Origin of the sequence: Chitinophaga filiformis (genome assembly GCF_023100805.1) — a bacterium.
Taxonomy (GTDB): domain Bacteria; phylum Bacteroidota; class Bacteroidia; order Chitinophagales; family Chitinophagaceae; genus Chitinophaga; species Chitinophaga filiformis_B.
The window spans coordinates 4,779,481-4,802,190 of the sequence record NZ_CP095855.1; the positions used below are offsets into that span (position 1 = coordinate 4,779,481).

Annotated in this window: 16 protein-coding genes; 1 reads left to right on the top strand and 15 read right to left on the bottom strand. The window is 49.8% G+C overall.

Features of this window, described 5'->3' with window-relative positions; translation table 11 throughout:
• Positions 1-288: 288 nt before the first annotated feature.
• The 15 genes from MYF79_RS18700 to MYF79_RS18770 form a co-directional block, all read right to left on the bottom strand.
• Complete coding sequence (locus MYF79_RS18700) at positions 289-1,641, bottom strand: ATP-binding protein (protein WP_247809168.1); 1,353 nt, start codon at positions 1,639-1,641, stop codon at positions 289-291.
• A complete protein-coding gene (locus MYF79_RS18705) occupies positions 1,626-4,157 on the bottom strand; it encodes a contractile injection system tape measure protein (RefSeq protein WP_247809169.1) in 2,532 nt (843 codons plus the stop codon). The genes MYF79_RS18700 and MYF79_RS18705 overlap by 16 nt, the downstream gene beginning before the upstream one ends.
• Complete coding sequence (locus tag MYF79_RS18710; RefSeq protein ID WP_247809170.1) at positions 4,158-6,920, bottom strand: hypothetical protein; 2,763 nt, start codon at positions 6,918-6,920, stop codon at positions 4,158-4,160. It abuts the gene before it with no gap.
• A gap of 9 nt (positions 6,921-6,929) precedes the next feature.
• On the bottom strand, positions 6,930-7,715 hold the full coding sequence (locus MYF79_RS18715; RefSeq protein WP_247809171.1) for a hypothetical protein: 786 nt from the start codon (positions 7,713-7,715) through the stop codon (positions 6,930-6,932).
• Positions 7,716-7,721: 6 nt separating this feature from the next.
• Positions 7,722-11,486, bottom strand: coding sequence for a hypothetical protein (locus tag MYF79_RS18720; protein ID WP_247809172.1), 3,765 nt, complete (start codon positions 11,484-11,486; stop codon positions 7,722-7,724).
• 12 nt (positions 11,487-11,498) lie between these two features.
• On the bottom strand, positions 11,499-11,927 hold the full coding sequence (locus MYF79_RS18725) for a GPW/gp25 family protein (protein ID WP_247809173.1): 429 nt from the start codon (positions 11,925-11,927) through the stop codon (positions 11,499-11,501).
• Between the two features lie 11 nt (positions 11,928-11,938).
• Entirely contained in the window at positions 11,939-12,241 is a 303-nt protein-coding gene (locus MYF79_RS18730) for a PAAR domain-containing protein (RefSeq protein ID WP_247809174.1), read from the bottom strand.
• A 12-nt stretch (positions 12,242-12,253) separates the two neighbouring features.
• Positions 12,254-14,068 (bottom strand): type VI secretion system tip protein VgrG, encoded by a 1,815-nt coding sequence (gene vgrG, locus MYF79_RS18735; protein ID WP_247809175.1) that lies wholly within the window; start codon positions 14,066-14,068, stop codon positions 12,254-12,256.
• On the bottom strand, positions 14,068-14,736 hold the full coding sequence (locus tag MYF79_RS18740) for a CIS tube protein (protein ID WP_247809176.1): 669 nt from the start codon (positions 14,734-14,736) through the stop codon (positions 14,068-14,070). Before MYF79_RS18740 ends, vgrG begins: the two co-directional genes overlap by 1 nt.
• A 2-nt stretch (positions 14,737-14,738) precedes the next feature.
• On the bottom strand, positions 14,739-14,909 hold the full coding sequence (locus tag MYF79_RS18745) for a DUF5908 family protein (RefSeq protein WP_199658860.1): 171 nt from the start codon (positions 14,907-14,909) through the stop codon (positions 14,739-14,741).
• A 6-nt stretch (positions 14,910-14,915) separates the two neighbouring features.
• Positions 14,916-15,338, bottom strand: coding sequence for a phage tail protein (locus MYF79_RS18750; protein ID WP_247809177.1), 423 nt, complete (start codon positions 15,336-15,338; stop codon positions 14,916-14,918).
• A 23-nt stretch (positions 15,339-15,361) separates the two neighbouring features.
• Entirely contained in the window at positions 15,362-15,775 is a 414-nt protein-coding gene (locus MYF79_RS18755; RefSeq protein WP_247809178.1) for a phage tail protein, read from the bottom strand.
• Positions 15,776-15,868: 93 nt separating this feature from the next.
• Positions 15,869-17,371 (bottom strand): phage tail sheath family protein, encoded by a 1,503-nt coding sequence (locus tag MYF79_RS18760; protein WP_247809179.1) that lies wholly within the window; start codon positions 17,369-17,371, stop codon positions 15,869-15,871.
• An 18-nt stretch (positions 17,372-17,389) separates the two neighbouring features.
• Complete coding sequence (locus MYF79_RS18765) at positions 17,390-18,202, bottom strand: hypothetical protein (RefSeq protein WP_247809180.1); 813 nt, start codon at positions 18,200-18,202, stop codon at positions 17,390-17,392.
• A 14-nt stretch (positions 18,203-18,216) separates the two neighbouring features.
• Entirely contained in the window at positions 18,217-18,789 is a 573-nt protein-coding gene (locus MYF79_RS18770; protein ID WP_199658865.1) for a DUF4255 domain-containing protein, read from the bottom strand.
• Between the two features lie 332 nt (positions 18,790-19,121).
• On the opposite strand from MYF79_RS18770, the gene MYF79_RS18775 reads away from it, so the two are divergent.
• Positions 19,122-21,230, top strand: a complete 2,109-nt coding sequence (locus tag MYF79_RS18775; RefSeq protein ID WP_247809181.1) for a glycosyl hydrolase family 18 protein — start codon at positions 19,122-19,124, stop codon at positions 21,228-21,230.
• The last annotated feature ends 1,480 nt before the right edge of the window (positions 21,231-22,710 follow it).

The window sequence follows — 22,710 nt, forward strand, 5'->3', positions numbered from 1 at the left end:
CCCGGGCGCTACCGGGGCAACATAACGTGTTCATTCGGACAACACAACGGGCTCATTCGCTTCAATCAGCTCCGTCAGGTGCCGCGTGTTTGTAGCCCCGGGTTTCAACCCGGGGACAACACAACGGGTTCATTCGCTCCAATCGGCTCCGTCAGGTGCCGCGTGTTTGTAGCCCCGGGTTTCAACCCGGGGACAACACAACGGGTTCATTCGCTTCAATCGGCTCCGTCAGGTGCCGCGTGTTTGTAGCCCCGGGTTTCAACCCGGGGACAACATAACGGGTTCATTCTAAAAATTCAGCGTCTTCCCCTCTTTATTGAACTCCTTGCGTATCCCCGTCAATATATCTTTTAGTAAAATAACCTTACTATTTTTCCTGAGCGCTGCCAGGCAACTATACTGCACCACATTAATAATGGCGCCGCCGGCTAACTCGTATTTCTTGGCAATATCCTCCAGGTTCACATCAGCATCCAGCGCAACCTGTGCAGGGAACGATTGCTGCCAGAGGCGTTTCCGCTGCGCTGGTCCGGGAACGGGGAAATAGATCATCGACTGGAACCTCCTTCCGAAGGCTTCATCTATATTTGCTTTCAGATTGGTAGCAAGCACGACCAGTCCGGGAAAATCTTCAATTCTTTGCAGGAGGTAAGCCACTTCCTGGTTGGCGTAACGGTCGTGCGAAGAGTTGGTTGCACTACGTTTGCCAAACAAGGCGTCTGCTTCATCGAAGAAGAGGATCCAGTTCTTGTTCGCGGCCTGATCAAACACACCTGCCAGGTTCTTTTCGGTTTCGCCAATATATTTGGACACCACCATCGACAGATCGATACGGTATACATCCAGCTGGAACGTCTTCCCCAGCAAACAGGCGGTGAACGATTTACCCGTTCCCGGCGGACCATAGAACAATGCCCTGTAACCCGGTTTGATCCTGCTCTCCATCTGCCACTCCTTCATTAGCGTAGGGCCATGTTCTATCCAGGTGCGGATCTCCTCTACTTCTGCCATGATATGCTGATCCAGCACAAGGTCTTTCCAGTCCAGGTCTGTCCGGATCTGTTTTGCAGGGAACTGTGTGCTGTAATGCGGTTGATAGGCCGTACCCTGCGTAAAAAAGCTCAGGTACTCCGAAGAGATCTGCAGGCCGCCGCTCAGAGAAGGCTCGTCTACATGCGCCGACACCAGTTTCAGCATATTGTGTTTGGCAAAGAAATGCCCCGGACTGAATAACTGCAGTAACTGAAAACGCTGTTGCAGGTCGTTGGCCGCCAGCAGGAAGGCCGCTGTCTCTCCTGTTGGAAGAAAGCCGCCATGCTGGTTACCTTTAATGCCGCCAAATTCAGTGAAACCCCTGTCGTAAGTACTGTTCTTTACAAAGAAGACGTCCAGCAGCTGCGGCTGGATGTGCGGACATAAAGCCAGCAACAGCACCAGTCTTTCCTGTACACTCATATTATAGTGACTGACGATCTGGGAATATACCGCCCCCTTCACACCCGCTGGCGGTGGCGGCTCATCTGCCACATAGGTATGCGCCTGCTCGAAATACTGTTTCATTCTCAATTGCAGTATCTCGCTGAACCATTGCAGATCCTCATATAGCGCCCTCGCATTCGCTGCAATCAGGTGATTGTCCATTCTGTATATAACATTTTAGGGAGCCAGGCAAATCGCATCATGCCATAACTCCAGGGTAATGTCTGTAAAATAATATCGTAACTGCGCTGCTGCACATGCAGGAACCAGGCTTCTTCTGTCTGCCAGAGCCGGCCTTCCCTTTGCAGGAAAGAGGCCCTGAAGCTATCTACCGAACTGTTGTGCATCTTCGGCCATTGCTGGATGGCAGCGCCGATCAGTGAGCGGGCCAGCGCTTTCTCCGTATCTGTTATTTCAATGTCGGGCAACAATGGCTCCTCCCAGGGCATATTGCACAGCGTTTTATTCAATAGCAATGCATGCTCCTGCTGCTCCTTGCCATCGTCTACCAGTAACTGTAAAAGCCTGACAGCTTTCTGCCGCGCCATCTCACTGACAAATTTCCCTCCCGACAACAACTCCAGGCGGGAGAAATAGGTATGAAAGAATGGATGCAGCAATACCAGGCCCGCATTCTGTATGGTCACAGCCTGCTCCGCCGTTCCTGCGATGGGCTGCTTTCTGCCAAACAGGCTTTCGTATGGTCTTTCTTCCTGCATATCAGCTGTTGTTATTTCTTCTTTCCGCCGTGCAGGTACCAGGGTTTGCTGTTCCTCTGCTACTGCTGCCTGCGTTGCGCTTGTTTTTAATACGGCTGCCGTAGCCTGTTGCAACACCGGCACGGATGTACGTATCTGTGTAAAGGAAGATACTGCCCCCACATCAACGCTGACAATTGCCTTCATCAATTTATGCATGGTGGTTTCATCATAGCTACCAATGAACCTTGCCAGGTGATTGATATAGTCATCACTGTTGTTGACCTGTACCTTTCCTGAGAGCCATAACAGGTTGAACCTGCGGAACAGTAACCGGATGCGCTCCCGCTCCAGGTTGTCCGTCAGCAGGCTTTCCATCAGGCCCTGCCACTCCTTCAAAGCAGTAATGGTATGATTGCCCCACAACAGTGGCAATGCATCACGCATCATGTGCCAGAAATCATCTTCCGTGGTATGCAGCGCTACCTGCTGCAGCACGGCAACAGGCGCCAGGATATTCCTGTAAAATGCCAGCCTCTCTGTGTGGGAACGCTGCTGGTATTGTAACCATATTTCCCTGAAACTGTTCCGGTGTTGTATAAAGGTATGCGGCAATGCCTGTTGCAGGAACTGTATAGTATCCTGCTCGGCATAGGCCTGTAATTGTTTGCGGATGTTCTCTTCCAGTGGTGTAACCGGCCTGTCAAATAAGCGGTGTACTTCCAGCCTTGCCTGCAGCCGGTATACCGGTTGTTCCCACATCGATGCCAGCAAAAGCGGACGTTTCCTGAACAGCAGGATGACCGCCTGCTTCAGCAGCACATCCTGGCGTCCGGCCTGTAACCTGCTGAACCAGACCGGCAAAGGTTGTCCGCTGATGAATGCGCGGAACAATACCACCGCCTGCTCCCAGACCTCTTCCCGGTCTTCCTTGCTCACGATCGTATCATAGTTGATCCACAGCAGCGGCAATGGCAGGTCGCTATGCATCCCCCCGGGCAATGGTAATAAACGGGGCGCTACCACCTGCTCGTAAGCATTGTGAGGCATCACTACCAGCGCCTGACCGCCCTGCGAATGCAGCCCTGCTGCCTCATTCTCTTCATACAATACCTGTATAAAGGTGACGAAAGAATCGGAAGGGATGTATTGCTTGTAGGCGTCAATCGCCTTACGGAAAATATAAAGCAGGTGAAAGTAATCGACGTTGAAGTGCCGCGCCAGCCTTTCCAGGTTACGGCGGATGAACTGCTTCCTGTTGAACTGACCACTGTTGTCGGTAACAAGATAGGTCAGCACAAACAGCCACACCGCCCGCTCAAATTCGCTCTGGGCATTCTGTATCAGCGGCTGCCGGTTGTGCAGGGTAATGACCCCTGTAATATATCCCAGGATGAAAGTAGCCTGCGCTTCCTCCAGTGAGGTGATGATACGCTGCACCACGTTCCGGGAGAAATGCCAGGCAATCCTTCTGAGAATATAGTCCTGCTGCGCAATGTTGGTAATGAACGCGGCAAAACGCCCGGGATTGTCTGCGATCAATGCCAGCAACATCGTATCCAGCGCTCCTCCTTCTTCAGGCAGCGCCCACCAGGGCAGACTGCCGCTGCGCAGGTAATGCCCCACAAGTGCATAATAACGGTCTGCCTCCGTATGAAAGTGCAGTCCTTCTTCCGCATCGTGATGCTGATCTGCCTTGGCGATACGCTCTCTTAAAGCCTTTTCCAGCGCCTCCGGCAAGAGGCGGATGATATCCTGTTCAAAATTGACATAGGGCAAGGTGCCCAGGTCTATCTCCAGCTGAGAGATCCAGACGCTTTCTGCGGGCGACAATACCCGGTCTATGACCGCCTCTGCTGCGGCCGACAAATGAAGGTTGAACAGGCTGCTGAATTTATCATGTAAATACCTGGCATTATCCTTATCAGTATACTGCACATCAAATGTCCACTTGCGGATAATATGTTCGCCCTTTCCCATTTACGGCCGCCTGTTTTTATTGAGGAATTCCAGCAGCTTCGAACGCTGTGGAGGCACAATGCCATTGGTGTAAAAGTCCGGTAGCGCCTTCAGCCAGGGATAATACATGCTTTCGAACTGACGCATATCTGCAATGCTCAGCCAATGGAAATTGACCTTATAATAGACAGGCGTCTGTTCGCGGATAAGGTCTTCCGTAAACTTCCTGAACTCTGCATACTGGAACCTGGCCGGCCAGGAAGGCAGCACAATACAGATAGCCGGCCGATAGAAGCTGTCAGGCATGGCATGCCCGTTCCCCGAATCGACATAATATTCCATCCTGGGATAGTCTGCAACAGATCCCGCGGCGATCTGCCGGAGACTGACCGCTATTTCCATCATATCAGCTTCGAGGGTGGACTGCCCTGTATACACCAGGCAATACTTCAACAATTGCTGATACATGTCTGCCGGCGTCAATGCCGACCAGTCTGTGTCAATCAGCAGATTCACCGTATTGTCCCTGTCGTCGAATGTCTGGTAAGTACGTTGCTCCATCAGCAGTTTACCACCGCGCCCCAGCAATCGGTACCCATAGGCGGCGGTCTTCAGCAAGGGCCTCAACAGCGTATGTTCTACAATGTAAAAACCTTCTGACTCCCTGCTGATCTCCTGCAGGTGCCTGATCATACGGACCTGCGCCTGCGTGGCTGCCTGCTTGCTGAAATGCTTGGCAACCGCATGCCAGGTGTTCTGGCCGGGCGCTTTATATAAAACGAGGAAATGATTATTTGAAGGATCTTCCACGATCCGGTAGTTTGCTGTATCTACGCCATGTTTCAGCAGGGAAACCGGCTGATGTCCGAAGTAGTATTTTTCAGAGCCGATCTCGCTGTCGGCAATATCATCGCTGTACCAGATGGTTTCACCATTGACATGTATATGCTTCGACTGTGGTACCGGTTGCCATCCACCTACCTTCATGTCTACATGATCCCTGTTGAATACCGCCGTCAAAGGCTCCATCAGGTTACGTTCTATATGCAGCAACTTATACAGCCACTGGTGGCATCCGGAAAACAGGCCAGCGCCCTCGGTGTACTGCATATAATTGAATGCCTGTACACGCTCCGACAGCAATGCCGGCAGCTTTTGCAGGATGCCTGCTTTCCAGCGCAGCTCACAGTTGATCCTGTTCTTCTCATCCGGTGGCTGATAGGTCATTTCGTACAGGCTTACCGGGTACCTTGGCACCACCAGGTTAAAGCGCGCCAGCAGGTGATCGAAGATGCGCACCTTCCTTTGCTGATACAGTTCATCCTGTTCCGTCATGCGCTGCAGGGATCTTACATATTCATTGTCTGCATCTGCCGTAAACGCTTCCCAGCTTTGTTTGCCGGAGGTAAAGGCCTTCAGCAGGTGTTTTACATGTGGCACATCGTAGAGCGGTTGTGTAAAGTAGGTATTAGGAGCAACCTTATTGATATCCGGCGAAAAGACGGCCGACAGGTTGCCCAGTTGTGCCAGGTAATTGGCCAGTATCTGCTCAAAGAACAAGAGATAGGCCTTGAGCTGTTTGGCCTGCGCCTTGCGCTGTGGCGTTTCGTAACGGGACAATTGGTCATTCCCGATGCCATAGATGGCCGGAAAAAAATGTTGCAGGGAATAATACTGTTGAGCATCACGAAAGGTAGCTTCCAGCGAATGGTCCGCTATCCCTTTTTCCTGTCCTGTATAGTGACGTTTCTTCACTTCCCTGATCTTCTGGTATACGTTCCAGAATACCGCATCGCGGGAATGCTGCTCAAACTGATCGCTGTAAATACCGATATCATTGCGACTGTCGGCAATGTCCACGTAGGGGTAATAACCCGGTTGTACTACTACCGGGCGACTGCTAAAATTCACGCCATCTGCCGACACATGCAGGTATTTCACCTGCAGGACGCCGGTCACCGACGATACCGCTTTCACCATCTCCGAAGGATCGATCTGCTGCTTTCTTTCCAGCAGATCGCTGTCGGGCACAAAGCCCCTCGTGAGCTGCGGGCCCAGGTAAATATCTTCTACGGCATGTCCTGCCTCCAGCAGTTCCGCTTCTGAAAGGAAACGCACAGCCGGATGTACCACCTGCTCGATCGCATTGCAGATATAAGCCAGTGTTTCCCGCACAGGATAACGGGGATCGACCATGATCGTTGCCTTAATGGAAATATGCTGCGCTTTCAGTACCGAGATCTCTTCAAAGTTCTCTCCCACACTCCTGTAGCGCATCAGACAGTTCCTCACTGCCGCCACCAGCGTGTCTGTCTCAGATTGGCGCACCTCGATGTCCCGCGTCAGTTTATCATTCGGCTGTATAAATACCCGGTAAGTACCTTTGGACGCTCCGGGAGTGTATTTTGATAGAACGGGCTCTATCCAGATATTCTCTACTTCTTCCAGCTGGTCCAGTATCAGCTTGCGGTAATCCTCTACTGTTACCGGTCCCGAACTAAGTATATCTGCTTTACTGAAAAAGGCATTATCTGTCGCATTGATACGCCCGTTCCTGTCGGCCAGCAGTTCATTGACCGGAAAATCCGTTTTATAGGCCAGATCTGTCAGCGCAAAGCACAACTGCTCCAGCATGGTAACGCCGGGGTCGTGCAGATTATAATCCGTCCAGACATGACCAGACAGCTCCTGCACAAGCGTCAGTGCTTCCGCCCGCAGCCTGGAATACTCCAGCGAGGTGTCACGGTCCTTCTCCCGGCTGATCTGTAAAGGGATCTTTGCCATAAACGATGCTTAATGATAATAGTCCTCCGGCATGAATGTAGTATCATCCCATAAACGCATGATGCGGTAGTAGATGTCTACTTTTGGTCCGTAATTACTGTTGGTTCGCAATTGCAGGTCATAGTTATGTGTGCTGCCCTTCCATCTTAAACGCAACCGGTTCCAGAAGAAACCATAATGCGCGGTGGTACGGCGTATGCTGCCGCGCGACTTACCAAATGCGGCCACCGCTATGGCATGGATAATGGCAAAACGACCTGATTCCCGTTTACCAGTCCTCGCCATGATTTCATACGCATGACAGTTATCCAGTCCGCTGATGATGGAATGCCACCTGCCATCTGCAGGTACCTTGCCCATCATGTAGGTACCCACACGCCCTTCCATTGCTATAAAGCCGGCCACATCCATCTTATAGCAGGGATTACATTTTTTACCGACCCCCATATTGCCATTCAGATGGAAATAGAAGCTCTTCTCATCTGTGGGCATTTCTTCGCTGGCATCAGTATCAGGTCCCATCCGGAAACCGGGGTTTTCCCTTTCGTCTTTTTCCATCAGGAAAAAGGGCTTCAGGTCATCATTCGTTCGGTAGAAGGAAACAAATCTTTTGGAGGCGCCCAGGGCTGCTACCAGCATACCATTCTCCTCATCTTTCGAGAAACCGTCCTCCTGCTTGTTGATAGTGGAGTCTATCAGATGGGCAAAGTGATGCTCCGTAGGCAGCTTTCCATTCCGGAAATGCTCCTTCAGCTCCTCTCTGCCATAGATCTTCGTGTTGTTTTTCGTAGCCATAGTCCGTCATTTGGGTTGTATGGTGAGTGAGATAATTTCTCCTTCCGCATAATGGGAATCATCTTCCTCCCTGTATGTGGTCCTTTCATGCTGCCCGATGATCATCTCTTCGCCGGTGATGACATCACTGATGCCGATCGGTTCAGGATCACGGTATTCCCAGTCGTCCAGCACCCTGATGGAGTGATGTAATGCCGGGATCAGTATTGCTTCAGATCTGGATGCCCTGACATAGTCGGTATTGCTCACCGCCGTATCCAGCATACAATGTATAGGATTACCTTCTGCATCTCTTTCGGCGAAGAAGTGCACGATGGAAAACCCCGTCACATAAGCGATATAAGGTAGTTTCTTGATAAAATTCAGGATGTCTGCCATATACAATATACCCCCCATCTTAACGTCTGTCTGGCTGTCGTATAACCATGGCGTCATATAATGACGGATATCTTCCTGCAATTTTATCAGGTAATAATTCCTGTCGATGCTGCTGGTGCCTTTTACAAAACCCACATCACAAATGATCTTCAGCCGCTCATATTCAGGATGATGCATGGTCACCTTTACATAAGGCGGCAGCAGGGCCGCCACAAACTGATGGATGCGATACATGGTCGCGATATCCATCAGCGGCTCTTCGCTGTCGTACATGCCGCCTTCCGGAGGTTTAGGCACGATCACCAGCTGTACATCTGAAGAGGTGATCCCTTTTACACATTTCACGATGAGCACTTCAGGGAATGCATCCAGCACCAGTTGTATAAGGTCGATACTGGAGGTAGGGCGCTTCTTATGCCGCAGGCGTTCACTGACGCGCAGGTAGTATTCTTCCGATGTTTCTGCCGGTCGGCCGCCAAAGGAAGGAAACAACTGCCATACACGCTGAATGCCCCGCCATTCCTGCTGAAAGGACTTGATGGACAAAGGCGCCAGTGCAGTACCGGCAGCGGTATCCGCCTGGTCGCGTACGGCAAGGGCGGCGTTGACAAATATACCTTTCACCATCGGTGTTATCTGCATCTCTTCTGTAGCAGACAGCCGTATCCATTGCAACTGTTTATCCAGCCTTGTATTGCCATAGCAATCCATCGACGGCGTCCGCATACTGATGATGCCACTGCAGATAAACAACTGGGTCGTATCTGTCTGTATCTGATCACTGTTGAATGGTACCCAGCGGTCATTATAGAGATAGCTCCAGTGCAGCTTGGGCGACTTTGTTACAGTGGTATACTTGTAAAACTTCTCATCCATCTGGAACAGCAGGGAAATATCTTCCTGCGGTGACATCTGATCAAAGCCCAGGTACAGGCTGGCCTTATCGTCAAACGATGGCAGTAATGCGAAATCCTCCTTAAAGGGAGACGGATATGCCTGCCTGTGACCATAAGGATATAAATGGAACAATTGCAATGCCTGTTCCATATCGTTGGCCTTCTCGGGTTTCATGATCTCGGCCTGCTCCAGTATATAATCCACCATGATCGACTTCACGAGTGGCGTATAGGGGATGTTAGGGATAGGTCTTTTTTTATTCCATCTGCCTGCATTGTGTGTTGCCACTTCCGGGAACAGGCGCAGGTACAGCTTATGGCCAAATGCCTCCTGCGGAGCGGTCAGTTCCAGGCGTATGGCCCCGTCTGTATAAAAACCATCTGTTACAAATGGTTCCTTGTCCAGCAGTGGCTTGTTATGAAAACGGATCTTTTTCAGATCGATATCTTTCAGTGTCACGGTGTCGGAAAGCAGCAGGCGGCCTTCATCATCGCGATAGGTCTCGAACAGGTTCATTAACTGCTGCTTGTTCCTCTCCGGCTGAAACTGTCCATCCTCATAGGTACTGATACCTGCTTTGAAGGAGTCATTGAGCATGCCCGCATCATAGGCGTCGTAGTAGGCATTGAAACCATTATCCATATGCGGCAGTTCCAGCCATTCTATTTTGAGGCGGAATGCTTTTGTGTAGGTGTTGAAAATGTTGCTGTCCTTGATATCCAGGAAAGAGCCCACCGCCGGCTGGGCGCCGAAGAGCTGAAAAGGGTTCGCGGGACTGAGCGGCCCCGCATTATTGAACAACCTTACGGATCTGTAACCCTTCACGTTGGCGCGGATGGCTACTCTTTCGAGCCGTAACAAGGGCAGGTATGAGTAAGGATGATGAAAGCTGTTGTTATTCAACAGCAGCTTTATCAATGGCAGGGTGGTCTGGTATTCTCCCTGGTGTACAACAGGGTTATACAGCGCAGCCGCAGGAGCATTGGCATCGTAGGTGATACTGATCACGATGCAGTTAGGCCCGCATTCCGGCGGCGCACAACGTATACTGTGTTTCGCCACCCTATACCAGCCTTCTGCTGTCGTATATGAAATGATGAGCGCTGACGCCAGCAGCTCGTTCATCACCAGCGCTTCATTTTTGCCTGTTACCGAGGCGAAGTTGTTGACATAAGCCAGCAGCTTTTCAAAGGAAGCGGTCTCACAGTATAAGGAAATATCTATGGTACGACGGCCTTCCGTCAGGTAGAACAATGGCGATGCAATGATCAGCCCCATATCTGTCTCCTTCATTGTCCGCTGGTCCAGGGGCAGGTCCTGCTGCGCCTCGCCCATCAGGGCCCATGGCGCCACCGGTAATGCGCCCGGCAAATGGTCGGCCGGTGCAGTTACTTTATGCACTGCGGTATACACCTGTTGCTCTATAATGTCTGACTGCTGCGGATTGTTGGCCGAGATCTGTTTGTAGCTGTTCACATATACAGAAAGCAATGCACGCAACCGCGTCTGGCTGGCGTTCAGGTCATGCTCCAGCCGGTAGGTCACCGGTCGCGCGCCTTTACCAGGTTCCACAAGCATAGGCGTACCCTGTCTTACAGCAGGAGGTGCACTTTGCGGCATCGTGTCCACGAAAATATGCACCTTGTCAGGTACTGCAGGTCTTTGCTGTATCCCCAGCACGTTCCGGTAATAATATGACAGGTGCTGGCCTGTGAGGCCATTGATCTTGTCCTGTAAATGACTATACAGCTGTGTGAAGGCCATCAGCAATCCTATATGCGGATGATGCTCCATGGTATCGGGCCGCCTTCTCAGGTATGCCTGGGCGGCAGTCGTGACCTGGTAATATTTTGAACGGAGATTATTATAGATCTCGTTGAGCGACTGGTAGCCGAGATAGACCGGCCCCGCTTCATTCTGCCTGCTGATGAGCCTTGGAAAGAGTACCTGCAGCTCTTTGGTAATAGCGGCCGAACGGAAATAACGCACTTTCCTGAAAAGCCCTGCTGTCTCTCTTTCAAACTGCAGGGTATGAAGAATGTCTTCTTCCAGGCTGTCCTGCAGCTGATCGGTATAGATCCAGGTAAGGCCCTGCAGGTCGGCCTTCTTCAGCTGTTGCAAATGACTGGCCAGTTGTATGGCAATACCGTAAATGAGGTTAAAAAGGTCTGTTAATGGTTGTTGTAACTGTGCATCATTATCTGCCGCGTCGAGTACCTGTGCGATCTCCTGTTGCCTTTGCTGCCAGGAGGTGAAGTCAAGGCGTGAAATGGCAATGATCATGACGAGGACATCCGCCTGGATAAATTCTTTCCAGTCGCCCTCAATCTCATGCTGAAAGTTAAAATAGTTGAACTGCGAAGACAGGTTCGATAAAAACAGTAACAGGTCTTCCTTGCTGCGTTCATCAATCTTCACATAGGATGGCAACAGCGCTTCCAGTTTTCGCTCCGTCTGACTGACGCCATCCCTCATATAATCGAATAATTTATTCATAGCACGTACACGCTAAGGCAAAAGGTTGGGAGACACGATATTGGTGCCTTCCAGGAAATAGAAGGGGTAGACCATGTTATGCCTGGTGTTGGTAGTAATAATAGTATAGTGTATTTGTAAATGAAGGATACCATGTGCATCATCACGCAACAGGAGGTCGAGGCTTTCGAAATTCACCCTCGGCTCGAAGTCCAGCAGCGCATGTTCAATAAGATCGCTGATCTCTGTGATCATTTCACTGTCCACTTTTTCAAATACCATCCTGTGGAGATTGCAGCCGAAAGTGGGTTGCATCATTCTTTCCCCGGGTACTGTACCCAGTATGATGCGGATGCTCTCCTCTATATCCCCGACAGCGTGGCTCATCACCGCACTGCCGCCTGCTTTGTCAAATGCCGGAGGGAATGACCATCCGGTACCCAGAAAAGAATTGCTTGCCATTTATATTGTTTTTAACCGCCTATTAATACCGTCGGGCAGCCCAGCACAATACTGCCTCCATGGGCAGTGCTGTCGCCCATACGGGCTGCGGGCTTTCCGCCTATCATTACGGTAGCAGAGCCTTTTATGATCGAATCCGGCGGCCCTACGCATACACACATATCGCCCATCACTGCTGCCGGCATCTTGCCGATCAGCACTGTTGGTACACCGGGTCCCGTAACAGGGCCGCCTACATGTGGTATAGGTGGTATTCCCGGCGTCTGCATCGGACAGGTATGCATATCAGTTAGTCTTGCTGCGGGTGTTCCCATTTCATTTGTGTTTTAGTTGATCATGACCATAGCGCCCTTGATCACTGTCTGGCCGGAAGCTGATACTTCCGCCGTGGCAGTTCCCTTGGCCGTGAAGCCCATCTGGGCCGTCTGGTTGATGTTCATGCCTTTCAGTTCCATATCCTGCGTAGCCTGCATCGATACTTTACCGGTAGCCTGCAGGTTGATATTGCCGGTGGCCTTCAGTGTGAGATCTTTCGGCGTATCCAGTGTGATGCCGCTGCTATCCAGCTTTACGCTGTTGTTGTTCTGATCTTTTATCTCGATGGATTTCCCATCGTCACTCAACGTAATTGTATTGTTGCCGGGCGTCGTGATCTTGATGATCTTCTTATCGTCATCAAAGTTCAGCTGCAGCTTGCTGCGGGTATACAATGCTTTCACATTGTTCTTCTCGTCGGCCTGCGTGAGCGGCGGCACATTACTCTTGCTGAATAAAGACCCCAGTACAACAGGGTAACGCGGATCGCTTTCCAGGAATCCTACGACTACTTCATCGCCAACCTCCGGACAAAAGACAGATCCGGCGGATGATGTTGCATAATAACTGGCCAGCCTTGCCCAGATCCCTTTCTGGTCTGCAGCATTGGATGCCGGTTTCACCTGGATGCGGTACTGCGATGCAGGATCTTCAGAGATCTTCACCACCTTCGCCAGCTGCAAGCCATGTATGGCAGGCATCAGGCCATTGGCAGGTGTATAGGAGAACTGCTCCTTTTCAAAAATAGGCTTGTCCGGCGCACCGAAACGAACGGTGGTGGTCCACAGGCCATCCTCCATGACATGCCGTACGGCTACCATAAAAGCGGTACCATTGAAACGTTGTCCAACGCCTGACAGTTCCAGCATTTTCCCCGGCTTGGCAAGTGCGCTGCCAATGAAGGAAACGGTCCCTTTCATGGCATTCATGCGCAGGCGCAGCAAGGTGCTGTCTGCCCATGACTTCAGGTCGGCCTGTGCCATCGGCGCGGTGGAGATCAGCTTCAGGTCTGTCTGCGACAGCTTACCGGAAAATGACTGGGCCGTAAGATTACCATGTGTGTTGAGCGTCGGCTCTGTTGCACTGGATGTGATCAACGCCAGCGTTTGCGGGTCCCAGGCAGCTGCTTCCAGGGAAGGCGGCTGCTTCTCCGCATTCAGCTCTGCATCGAAAGAGATCATCCCGTCACCATAACCCACCGCCAGTACGGCATCACCAGTAAACGCAGGCTTGGCGATGGTGATCATATCGTCGTCCAGTATAGTGATGAAACCATTATAAGCCGCCCTGGCCAGGATAAAATCCCAGTCAGTGGCCGACTTCTGGAACAACACTTCGTTCTGGGCGCTGGTACTGGTTACCGTTGCAGAAAGGCCATAGGTACCCACGATCTTCTGTATCACATCGCTGTCGGTAGACGTGGAGAACTCCGCTTCCTTCTGGTTCAGCGTCATCTTCACGGCTTCATGTTTGCAGGTCACCACCACCTGGAATAATTTCGCACTACTGATGCGCAATGCCTGTTTAATGATGACACCCTTGAATACAGATTGCTCCGTCTCTTCTCCATAACCGGCAGTGATCGAGATCGTGTTACCGGGAACCAGGTCCGTGCTTTCGCTGGAGGGGAACTCCCCTCCGTCTCCGCCTTCCCCGATATCGCCGGTACCTTCTACAAATACGATCTCCGCATAAGAGATCTTATTGATCTCATGCGAAATATTAATGGACACTATCCCGTATTTCTCCTGCACGGCATTGCCTTCCACCGTTACGGTGAACCGGAGGGTAGGATCTGATATATTGGTAGGGCTCTGAGCTGGCATTATGCTTTCTTTAATGGTGGAAAATAAAGTTCATCTCCCGGCCTGATAGCATGTACACTACTCAGACCGTTGATCCTCGCCACTTCCATATAGTAGGACGGATCGCCATAGATACGGTAAGCCATCATGGGCAATGTATCTCCGGCCTTCACAGTACGGATATGCGTCATATCCGGCGAGTTCTTCTTCTCCTTTTGTTTCTTCGTTTTAAAGTCAAGCGATTTTGCAACGACCAGTTTCACTTCTGCCCTTAAAGCACTACCGTCCGGATTGAACAGTTTGTAGTTGGTCGTAATGCTGGTACACACGCCCCTGTACACAAAATTGCCCCAGGAGATCTTCAGGAAATTGGGCCTGTGCTTGTCTCCCTGGTAGGAAAACATCACATCGCGCAACTTATCTATATAACCGTCTACAGTCTGGCCTTCGGGTATCGGGATGATACCGGTGCCATCTACGAGCAGGTCAAGGTTCAGGTCTGAGTCGCCCATCCCCGTAAATACCATTGTAGGTTCGGATGCATTCGTTTCATCCGGCGATCCGTATTCTGCTTTATAGGTCAGGGAATAGGTGCTCGGGTTGATCATGGCGCTGATCTTGCTCAGCAAATTGTCAACGCAGGCGGCATCCCCATAAGCTGCTATCTGTAATTTCTTGATCTCTCCCATAGCTATCTGTCAGCTTCAGTTTTCATCCTGCTCAGGACCTTGTCTATACATTCCCTGATAATATTTTCCTTCCACTGGCGCAGTGTTTTTTCGTCAGGCAGCGCCGTATTAGGTTTGCCCGTATCTGTAGAGACGGTCACTTTGATCACAAGTTCTCTTACTTCCAGTGGCATCGGTTATCAGTTAAACTTTTCAAAATATTTGTAGGCCAGCTCCAGCGTCTCTATCGCAATTTCCCCTTCTTTCGCCTTGAGGCCTGAAACTTCCATCTTTACGGGATAGACGCCATAGAACTTCCAGACGTAGAGGGGCTGATGGAGCTCATCCAGTAGCATAACCACAACGGTTGTAGGCTTAAATTTAAAGGTAGATAAGGTAGTCCTCACCCAATCGGTAACGACAGAACCGACCAACAGGCCACGCTTCAGCACCAGGTTACTGTATTGAGGAGGGGAAGGCAGTTTGTAAACAAACTGATTCTCTCCCCCCTCCTTTACTGGTTCTGTGGCTATGTTAACGGAAATGCCGCTCACCTCCTGGAAATTCCCTTCTTCCTTACCCAGGTAATTGATAAAATTCACCTTGTAATGAAAGCCTGTCATTGGATATCCGGGATCCATACGCCTTATTCGCTGATGGTTAAACCTTCGTGCGCTACTTCCATAGACTCAACAGCTATTTCGTTAGCGTCCGATTTCATATCCGTTACAGTGATCTTGCACGGGAAAGCGTTCTTCAGCGTCCAGCTCATAGCGATATCCTGCTTTTCGTCCAGCAGGCTCACTACGATGTTGATACGCTTGTAAGTATTCATCGTGATACCTTTGTACTTATCCCACAGTGCCTTGTCTCCTTTGAAGATGCCCTTTTTCAGGGTGATATTGGAGAACTTCTGGATACCGGGCATTTTTACTGTTGAGTATACTGGGCTGCTGCCGCCGCGGTATTCAATGATCTGTGTTTCTGATGATAGTCCGGTTACTTCCTGGAATATCAGTTCTGCGCCGTCCCACATGACCTTGAAGGAAAATTTGACCAAAGGCCACGTGGTTTGGGCTTGGGTAGATCCGTCATCTGGCATAGTTGTAAGCTTTTAATAAGTAAGATAATAGGGTGAATGAGTTGTTGTTTGTTAAGATTGCTGCATCATCTGCTGGAATGTGATCACGATGAATTCCGCAGGTCTTACGATCGCTACTCTCACGGTGATCAGCATTTTACCATCGAGGATATCCTGTGGCGTCATAGTGGAGCCGAGGCCCAGCTGCACATCGTAAGCCTGTTCAGGAGCAGCTCCTGCCAGTGCGCCCTGTTTCCAGAGGTTGTTCAGGAAATTGTCGATCATGGCCTTTACGGTTACCCAGGTGGTTGCATCGTTTGGCTCGAATACGTAGGTACGTGCCGCCAGCTTGATAGATTGCTCGATCATGATGAGGGTACGGCGTACGTTGATATAACGCCAGTCCTGGCTGTTACCGTCCAGTGTGCGGCCACCCCATACCAGTGTACCGATGCCAGGGAAAGGACGGATCACGTTGATGGATTTACCTGCCATTACATCCACGTTCAGTTGTTTCTGTTCATCGTGCGAAATGTTCACAGAAGGCGCGTTCACCATGCTTACAGACACGTTGGCCGGCGCTTTCCAGACACCGCGGGTGCTGTCCACCATGGTATAGATACCCGCCATCGCACCGCTTGGTGGTAGTTCGTTCAGGTTGGACCTGATCTCTTCCAGGATGCTGTTATATACAGGACTGGATGCTTTGAGCGACTGGTGGTAATTCTTTTTAGCGTTCGCGTCAGGATTTGCAATGGCTTTATAGGCCGTCACCACCTGTTGCGCCAGTGTCTCGGGCAACACGGTGGCCAGGTCAACAGCCGGATCGATGTTTTCAAAGTCGATCTCGCCGGCCTGTACGATGGCCGTTTTCAGCCAGGGATAATAGGCTGCGCCGTAGTTCAATGCGTTGATACCGATCTTGTCGCGGAAGGCGGCCACCACAGCATCGGTGGTATCGGTAGCGCCCTGTTTTGCCAGATCAAAGAGGCCAAAGCGGCTCTGTGTTTTCGCGCAATGCGCCAGCACCTTTGTGTACATGGTGTTGTAAGCGCCTTCACCGAGGGCGATGATGTCGGGAACAACTACCAGGGTCGGTTCAAACTCTTTCTCCAGCGCAAGCAGGATATCGGGTTTGGTATCAGAACCTGTAAAGTCATCCAGGGCGATGTCCAGGCCTTCTGCCTTACCGCCGTAGGTACCTACGGAAACGATGTAACAGTTGGCGCCACCGTTCGCGTAGAACAGGCGAATGCTGTTGTAAAGGTAGAAAGTGTTCTTAGGCATGATCTTCACTACCTTCGGAGCGCCGTTCACGATGAATGTTTCTCCTTTGTAATCTGCTTCCGGATCAGCAATGCTGAACTTTGCACGGAAGCCTGCGCCGAAGAGTTCCACGAACTCTGCGAAAGAGGTAACACGGGTTGGTTTATTCAGTAGTGATTTACCAAACCGCTCGGCCTTTTCTGTGTAGCCGATAAAGACAGGGACTGCTGTTTCGACGGCAACGGCAGAACTGGGAAAGGCGTTCTTTTCTTCTATGTAAACGCCCGGTGTCATGAGTGTTGAAGCCATAGCTGTACGGGTTTGAGATTAGTATAAAAAGATTTCGGAATATGCTTGTGCGCGGTCATAGCCTGCTATGCCCGCCGCTGAAATAGTCTGGATGTCAGGCGATGGAAGCGCCGGGATCACGGTCCGCTGCAGACCGCCAATGCCACCGGCATCCACCAGTTGGAATGTATGTAAAGGTCTTTGCGCCAGTGCGATCGTTTCTTCCGAAACAAACACACTGGCGCGTGCGCCGTCGGGCAGCGTTACCGCCCGCGGTCCTGCAAAACGAACTTTATTGCTGGTGTCAAGAATAGCTGGTTCCGACAGTGCAGCAAGATTGTCGCTCATCAGGAAATAACACCAGCGTGTAGCCCTTGCCGCGAAGCTGATCTCATAGCTGTTTAACAGATCAGGTTTCAATTGCAATATGACCCGTCCGAATGGCCTGACGGATATAACGGCGACCTGATGTTCAAAAGCAACCACTTCACTGCCCGCCACAAACGCTTCTTTATGTAAGCTGCCCGGCGCATACCCGTCCGCGTTAGTGAACAGGAGTATACTACCGGGAATGTCTGTTTGTGGCAAACTCGTGTAGTTATAAAAGAACGGATCTGACAATTGTAGGTCAAATTCCAATGTGAGCTGCTCCCGCAGTAATTGTGCCCGCTGATCTGTATTGCTGTTGTTAAAAAGCAATACAAATCCATCCGGCAGCCTGCGGAAGATCAGATCATAACGTCGCATGTCTGTTGCTGTTTGCTGTGGCAACAGCACGCGGATATTTCTTAGACAATTGTCAGCAAAGAAACCGTGGCGGAAATAAATCTCCGTCAGCAAATCAAATCCCATTACGGTAATTCCGTTTACAGAAGTTTATCGTTTGTAGTAATGCCTGACACGGAAGGTCTGTATTCCCTGATGATGCTGTCGTCAAATGTTAACATACGCATTTTGTACACAACGGAAGGCATATACTTGGCGCCAAGTGTAGCCCATACGTTGTTCAAGCGCTCTGTGCCCATACTTTCCATCTCAAATACCAGCTTGTCGATCCGACGGTCAAGCGATGGTGTATCAGCCGGCGTAAATACATTGTGCGACTGAAAGAAAGCCATGACGAAGGAAATAAAACGCAATGCTTCCGCATAGTTATTTCCATTGAAGTATGCCGAAAATAATATGTAGAGATTAATACAAACCGGCGGCATAGACCTGGTCTGCATTACCCCCGAATTATAACCGGGCACACCTTTTCCCAACGCTTCTTTCTCAATGTTGATCAGCGTTACAAGTACTTTATTCTCTCCCTGTATAGCAATACTTCCATCCTGATTTACAATACCGGACAGCACTACTTTTTCCTCGTTGACATGCAGCTGCCTGCCGAAGTGTTGATTGATCACTTCAGTGACGCACGACAGGGTTTCGTAAATCATATGGCTATTATTTTATCAGGAAGTACTCTGGTGGCGTATGTCTTCAGGAAGTACTCAGTAAAACTGGCGTTGCACAATGTTTTGCAGTGGCAGTTTACGATGTTATGTTGTGTTAAAACTACTCGGCCTTTTTGTCCTCTTTATTTGAGTTGTGTTTACTTAACGAAAATCAAGGTACTAGGTTACTCTAAGGAACTAAGATTTTCATATTGGGCACAATATAGTAGTTAAATGAAAACAATAAAATTTTTATTTAAATGAATATTTACCTATTTTTTATTAATTATTATCACTACTCTTGCCGCGAAGTTGTTCCGTAAATTTTACAGTCTATGTATTCCCTGATCAGAACCGTTTCGGGTTTCTTTCTTATCCTTATTATCTTTTTGTCTCTTAAAAATAATGTCCACGCAAATAACGTATGCCCTTCCCCGTACGATACCGGCAGCGGCATAAAAACCATTAACTTACCCACTTTTCAGAAAGACACCACCGGGAAAGTGAAACTGCTGCAAAAGATCATTGCTGCTCTCAGGTTTACAAAAAATGCAAGGGCCAGGGAACAACAACGTGTGATCACCATCATCAGGACGGTCATGGCCGACTCTATGGTGGCTACTGCGGCAGACATCAAAAAACTGAATGCAGAGTTATCATTACAGCAGAATCAGCACTTCGACTCATTGCGTGCACTTATTAATAATATTATTGCCAGCCAGGAGAAAGATACCGTACTGGCACCCGATGAAACACCGGCGGAGCCACCTGCACCGATCCCTGAAACAGATGTTGCCTCTCTCATCAGCAAGATCATTCCCATCTTGCAGCAAAAGGAAAAAGAGGAAAGGAACAGCGAAGCACAGCAAAAGCAGTTGGTGGCAGTACGTGCATTGTACGGACGTCCGCACGACAAAGTAGATACCTTACGGCTGAGCGATACATTAGGCGTAACTTATACTATTACCCTCGGACATAAGGCACATGTAATAGGTGTTCACCCCTATTGGATGAACGACAAATATCTACAGTACAATTTCACCGCCCTGAGCACGGTCAGCTTCTATGGCTATACTACTGAAAAAGATATTAAGGCAAAAAACATTCCTCCCGCTCCGCTGAACATCTTCAACCTGGCAGCAGCGGCAGGTAAAAGCCGGATGTTCACCTATTATGAAACTGATCCTGCACATATTGAGGCGCTCCTGAAAGATGAAGACGCCCAGTTCCGCTGTATCGATTCGCTGTTACCTTTATTACAACAGTACCAGGCAGATGGTATAAATATCTGGTTCAGTCAACTAAGTGCAAAGCAACGGGATGCCTTCTCCCGCTTTGTAACTTTGCTCTCCAATTATTTTGAACATAACGGTCAGCAGCAATATACCATCACGGTCACCCTGCCTGCTTACGACGATCAATCTGCCTATGACCTGAGAGCACTCGACCCGCTGACCGACCACTTCCTGATCGACTTCACAAAAGCAAGCGGTACCCGTGCCGGTGCTTTGTCGCCCATGAAAGGAGATGCACGCCGCGCCATTGAACCAGTTATGTCCCGGTTCCTGAACCTGCAGATCGCTCCATCGAAGTTCATACTACTCCTGTCCTATTATGGTACCCAGTGGAAAAAAAGCCCTACCGGCGGGAAAGACGTTTTCACCCGGTATGTGCCTTTCAGTGAGATCAGGAACAAGTATCCCGGCGACAGCTCAGTTATCTATGATGAAGATGCCGTAGCTGCCTACATAGAAGAGAAAGATGCTAATGGCGATGTGACTTCAGAAATATGGTTTGATAACGAGAACACCCTGGATGTTAAATATGACTACATATTGAACAACGGACTGGGAGGCGTAGCCATCTGGCCGCTGGGAGCAGACGATGGTTATGGAGAACTCTGGGACGAGCTGGCATATAAATTCATCAGCATAGATACCACCTTCACTGATACCATAAAGCTGGGGCCACCAACCATAGTAACCTCGTCATGGTGGACGAGGGTTGTTAACAAGGTCAGTCATGAAATGCTGACGCTGAAACTGCTCTTCACAGATCCCTGCCAGCTGGAGGCTGAGAAAGACAGGGACGATAGTTTCTTCGCTTATGTCACCCTCTTCTTCTTCATCATTGCCTTGCTGATCGGCTTCTTCTATGCCTACAATGTACGTATGACCGGCATGGATTGGCCCTGGCGGAAACTGGTGTTGCGCATCCTGATAGCATGGGTGCTGATCACCGCCTTCTTTGGCATCGTTACCCTCTTCCTGAACCGGGATGTCCCTTTTGGCATCACCCATGCGGATGTCACTAATGCCAAATCAAAATGTGTAACCATTCCCATGCTGGATCTCCTGCTGATCTTCACCGTAGGGTTGCTGCTGGGTATGCTGATTATGCGTATCCTGATAAGGCCATTGCTGTCGAAGAATGATAAGCCTTAAGAGTAATTGCGTGTCTATTGAACCTGTCGAGGATCATAAGCCTTACAGGCAATTTGACTATGCCGTGCTGCGGTTTCAGGTGGGACCCCGGGCTGTATCCCTTTTCGAGGTCCTTGCTATTTTGCTTTATATGTCGTATTTGGCAGTTGAATATCTATTGAACCGTCCGGAATTACAAGCCTTCATGGCAATTTGACCATGCTGTGCTGCGGTTTCAGGTGGGACCCCGGGCTGTATCCCTTTTCGAGGTCTTTGCTATTTTGCCTTGTATGTCGTATTTGGCAGTTGAATATCTATTGAACCGTCCGGAATTACAAGCCTTCATGGCAATTTGACTATGCTGTGCTGCGGTTTCAGGTGGGACCCCGGGCTGTATCCCTTTTCGAGGTCCTTGCTATTTTGCTTTATATGTCGTATTTGGCAGTTGAATATCTATTGAACCCCTGGTTGGTCGTATCAACACTCTCAAAGGGATAAGGCCCTTGGGTCTCCACCTGAAACCTCCTCAGCAAGAGCCGTCAACCTGAGCTATTGACTGTTTGATGTCTATTGCTCTTGTCGGGAGCACCGGCACTCCCAAAGAGCTAAGTGATTCAGCCTCGACTTCAACTACCCGGACTTCAACTACCCCGACTTCAACTATCCCGGCAAAGGCCGTCTATCCAGTGATATTGGCTTTTGGGTATTTATTGAAGCCCTGCGAGAAGTCTCAGTACTTTCAATGGAATAAGTGCTTTCGGCCCCACGTCAAACCACCTCAGCGAGAGCTGTCAATCAAGCAATGTCGACTATCGGGTTATCGGGTATCTATTGCCCTCGTGTCAAAAGGCTTGGCATCCCCAAAGAGATAAATGCTTCTGCCTCGATTTCAAACGCCTCAACAAGGGCCTTCCTTCCAGTGATATCTGCCGTTGGACATCTAGTGAAGCCCTTATCAAGCGTCTCAGTGCTCTCAAGGGAATGTTTCAGGCTCCGCGTTAAATCTCCCCGGAAAGAATCGTCTATCTGGTGATATTGGCTGTTTAATATTTCTTACCCTTTGTCAAACGTGTTCGTACACCCGAAGATACAGCCCCTGGCGTTACCTGAAACCGCAACAGACGCAAATCCAAACTTAAATTGTAAGAGACGATATCATTAAACATGTCGGTCCGGTAGCATTCAAATAATTATCAAAGGGGAAATGAGTTTGTTGGAGGACGCTTACTGAGGGGTTTCAGGTGGAGACCCAAGGGCCTTATCCCTTTGAGAGTGCCAACACGCTTGATGGGAGTTTAATAGGCAACCAATAGCCAAACACGATTGATAAAGCCAGATAGTAAGGACCTCGAAAAGGGATACAGCCCGGGGTGCCATCTGAAACCGCGACAAACGCAAAACCAAATAAAAAGACAAGAGAAAGATATCATTAAGCATGCCAGGCCGGCAACATTCAGATAAAGAGAAATGAAGTTTATTAGAGGACGCTTACTGAGGGGTT

Coding starts and splice junctions, on each gene's coding strand:
- MYF79_RS18700 (WP_247809168.1), bottom strand. CDS start 1,641: ATGGACAATCACCTGATTGCAGCGAATGCGAGGGCGCTATATGAGGAT.
- MYF79_RS18705 (WP_247809169.1), bottom strand. CDS start 4,157: ATGGGAAAGGGCGAACATATTATCCGCAAGTGGACATTTGATGTGCAG.
- MYF79_RS18710 (WP_247809170.1), bottom strand. CDS start 6,920: ATGGCAAAGATCCCTTTACAGATCAGCCGGGAGAAGGACCGTGACACC.
- MYF79_RS18715 (WP_247809171.1), bottom strand. CDS start 7,715: ATGGCTACGAAAAACAACACGAAGATCTATGGCAGAGAGGAGCTGAAG.
- MYF79_RS18720 (WP_247809172.1), bottom strand. CDS start 11,486: ATGAATAAATTATTCGATTATATGAGGGATGGCGTCAGTCAGACGGAG.
- MYF79_RS18725 (WP_247809173.1), bottom strand. CDS start 11,927: ATGGCAAGCAATTCTTTTCTGGGTACCGGATGGTCATTCCCTCCGGCA.
- MYF79_RS18730 (WP_247809174.1), bottom strand. CDS start 12,241: ATGGGAACACCCGCAGCAAGACTAACTGATATGCATACCTGTCCGATG.
- vgrG (WP_247809175.1), bottom strand. CDS start 14,068: ATGCCAGCTCAGAGCCCTACCAATATATCAGATCCTACCCTCCGGTTC.
- MYF79_RS18740 (WP_247809176.1), bottom strand. CDS start 14,736: ATGGGAGAGATCAAGAAATTACAGATAGCAGCTTATGGGGATGCCGCC.
- MYF79_RS18745 (WP_199658860.1), bottom strand. CDS start 14,909: ATGCCACTGGAAGTAAGAGAACTTGTGATCAAAGTGACCGTCTCTACA.
- MYF79_RS18750 (WP_247809177.1), bottom strand. CDS start 15,338: ATGACAGGCTTTCATTACAAGGTGAATTTTATCAATTACCTGGGTAAG.
- MYF79_RS18760 (WP_247809179.1), bottom strand. CDS start 17,371: ATGGCTTCAACACTCATGACACCGGGCGTTTACATAGAAGAAAAGAAC.
- MYF79_RS18765 (WP_247809180.1), bottom strand. CDS start 18,202: ATGGGATTTGATTTGCTGACGGAGATTTATTTCCGCCACGGTTTCTTT.
- MYF79_RS18770 (WP_199658865.1), bottom strand. CDS start 18,789: ATGATTTACGAAACCCTGTCGTGCGTCACTGAAGTGATCAATCAACAC.
- MYF79_RS18775 (WP_247809181.1), top strand. CDS start 19,122: ATGTATTCCCTGATCAGAACCGTTTCGGGTTTCTTTCTTATCCTTATT.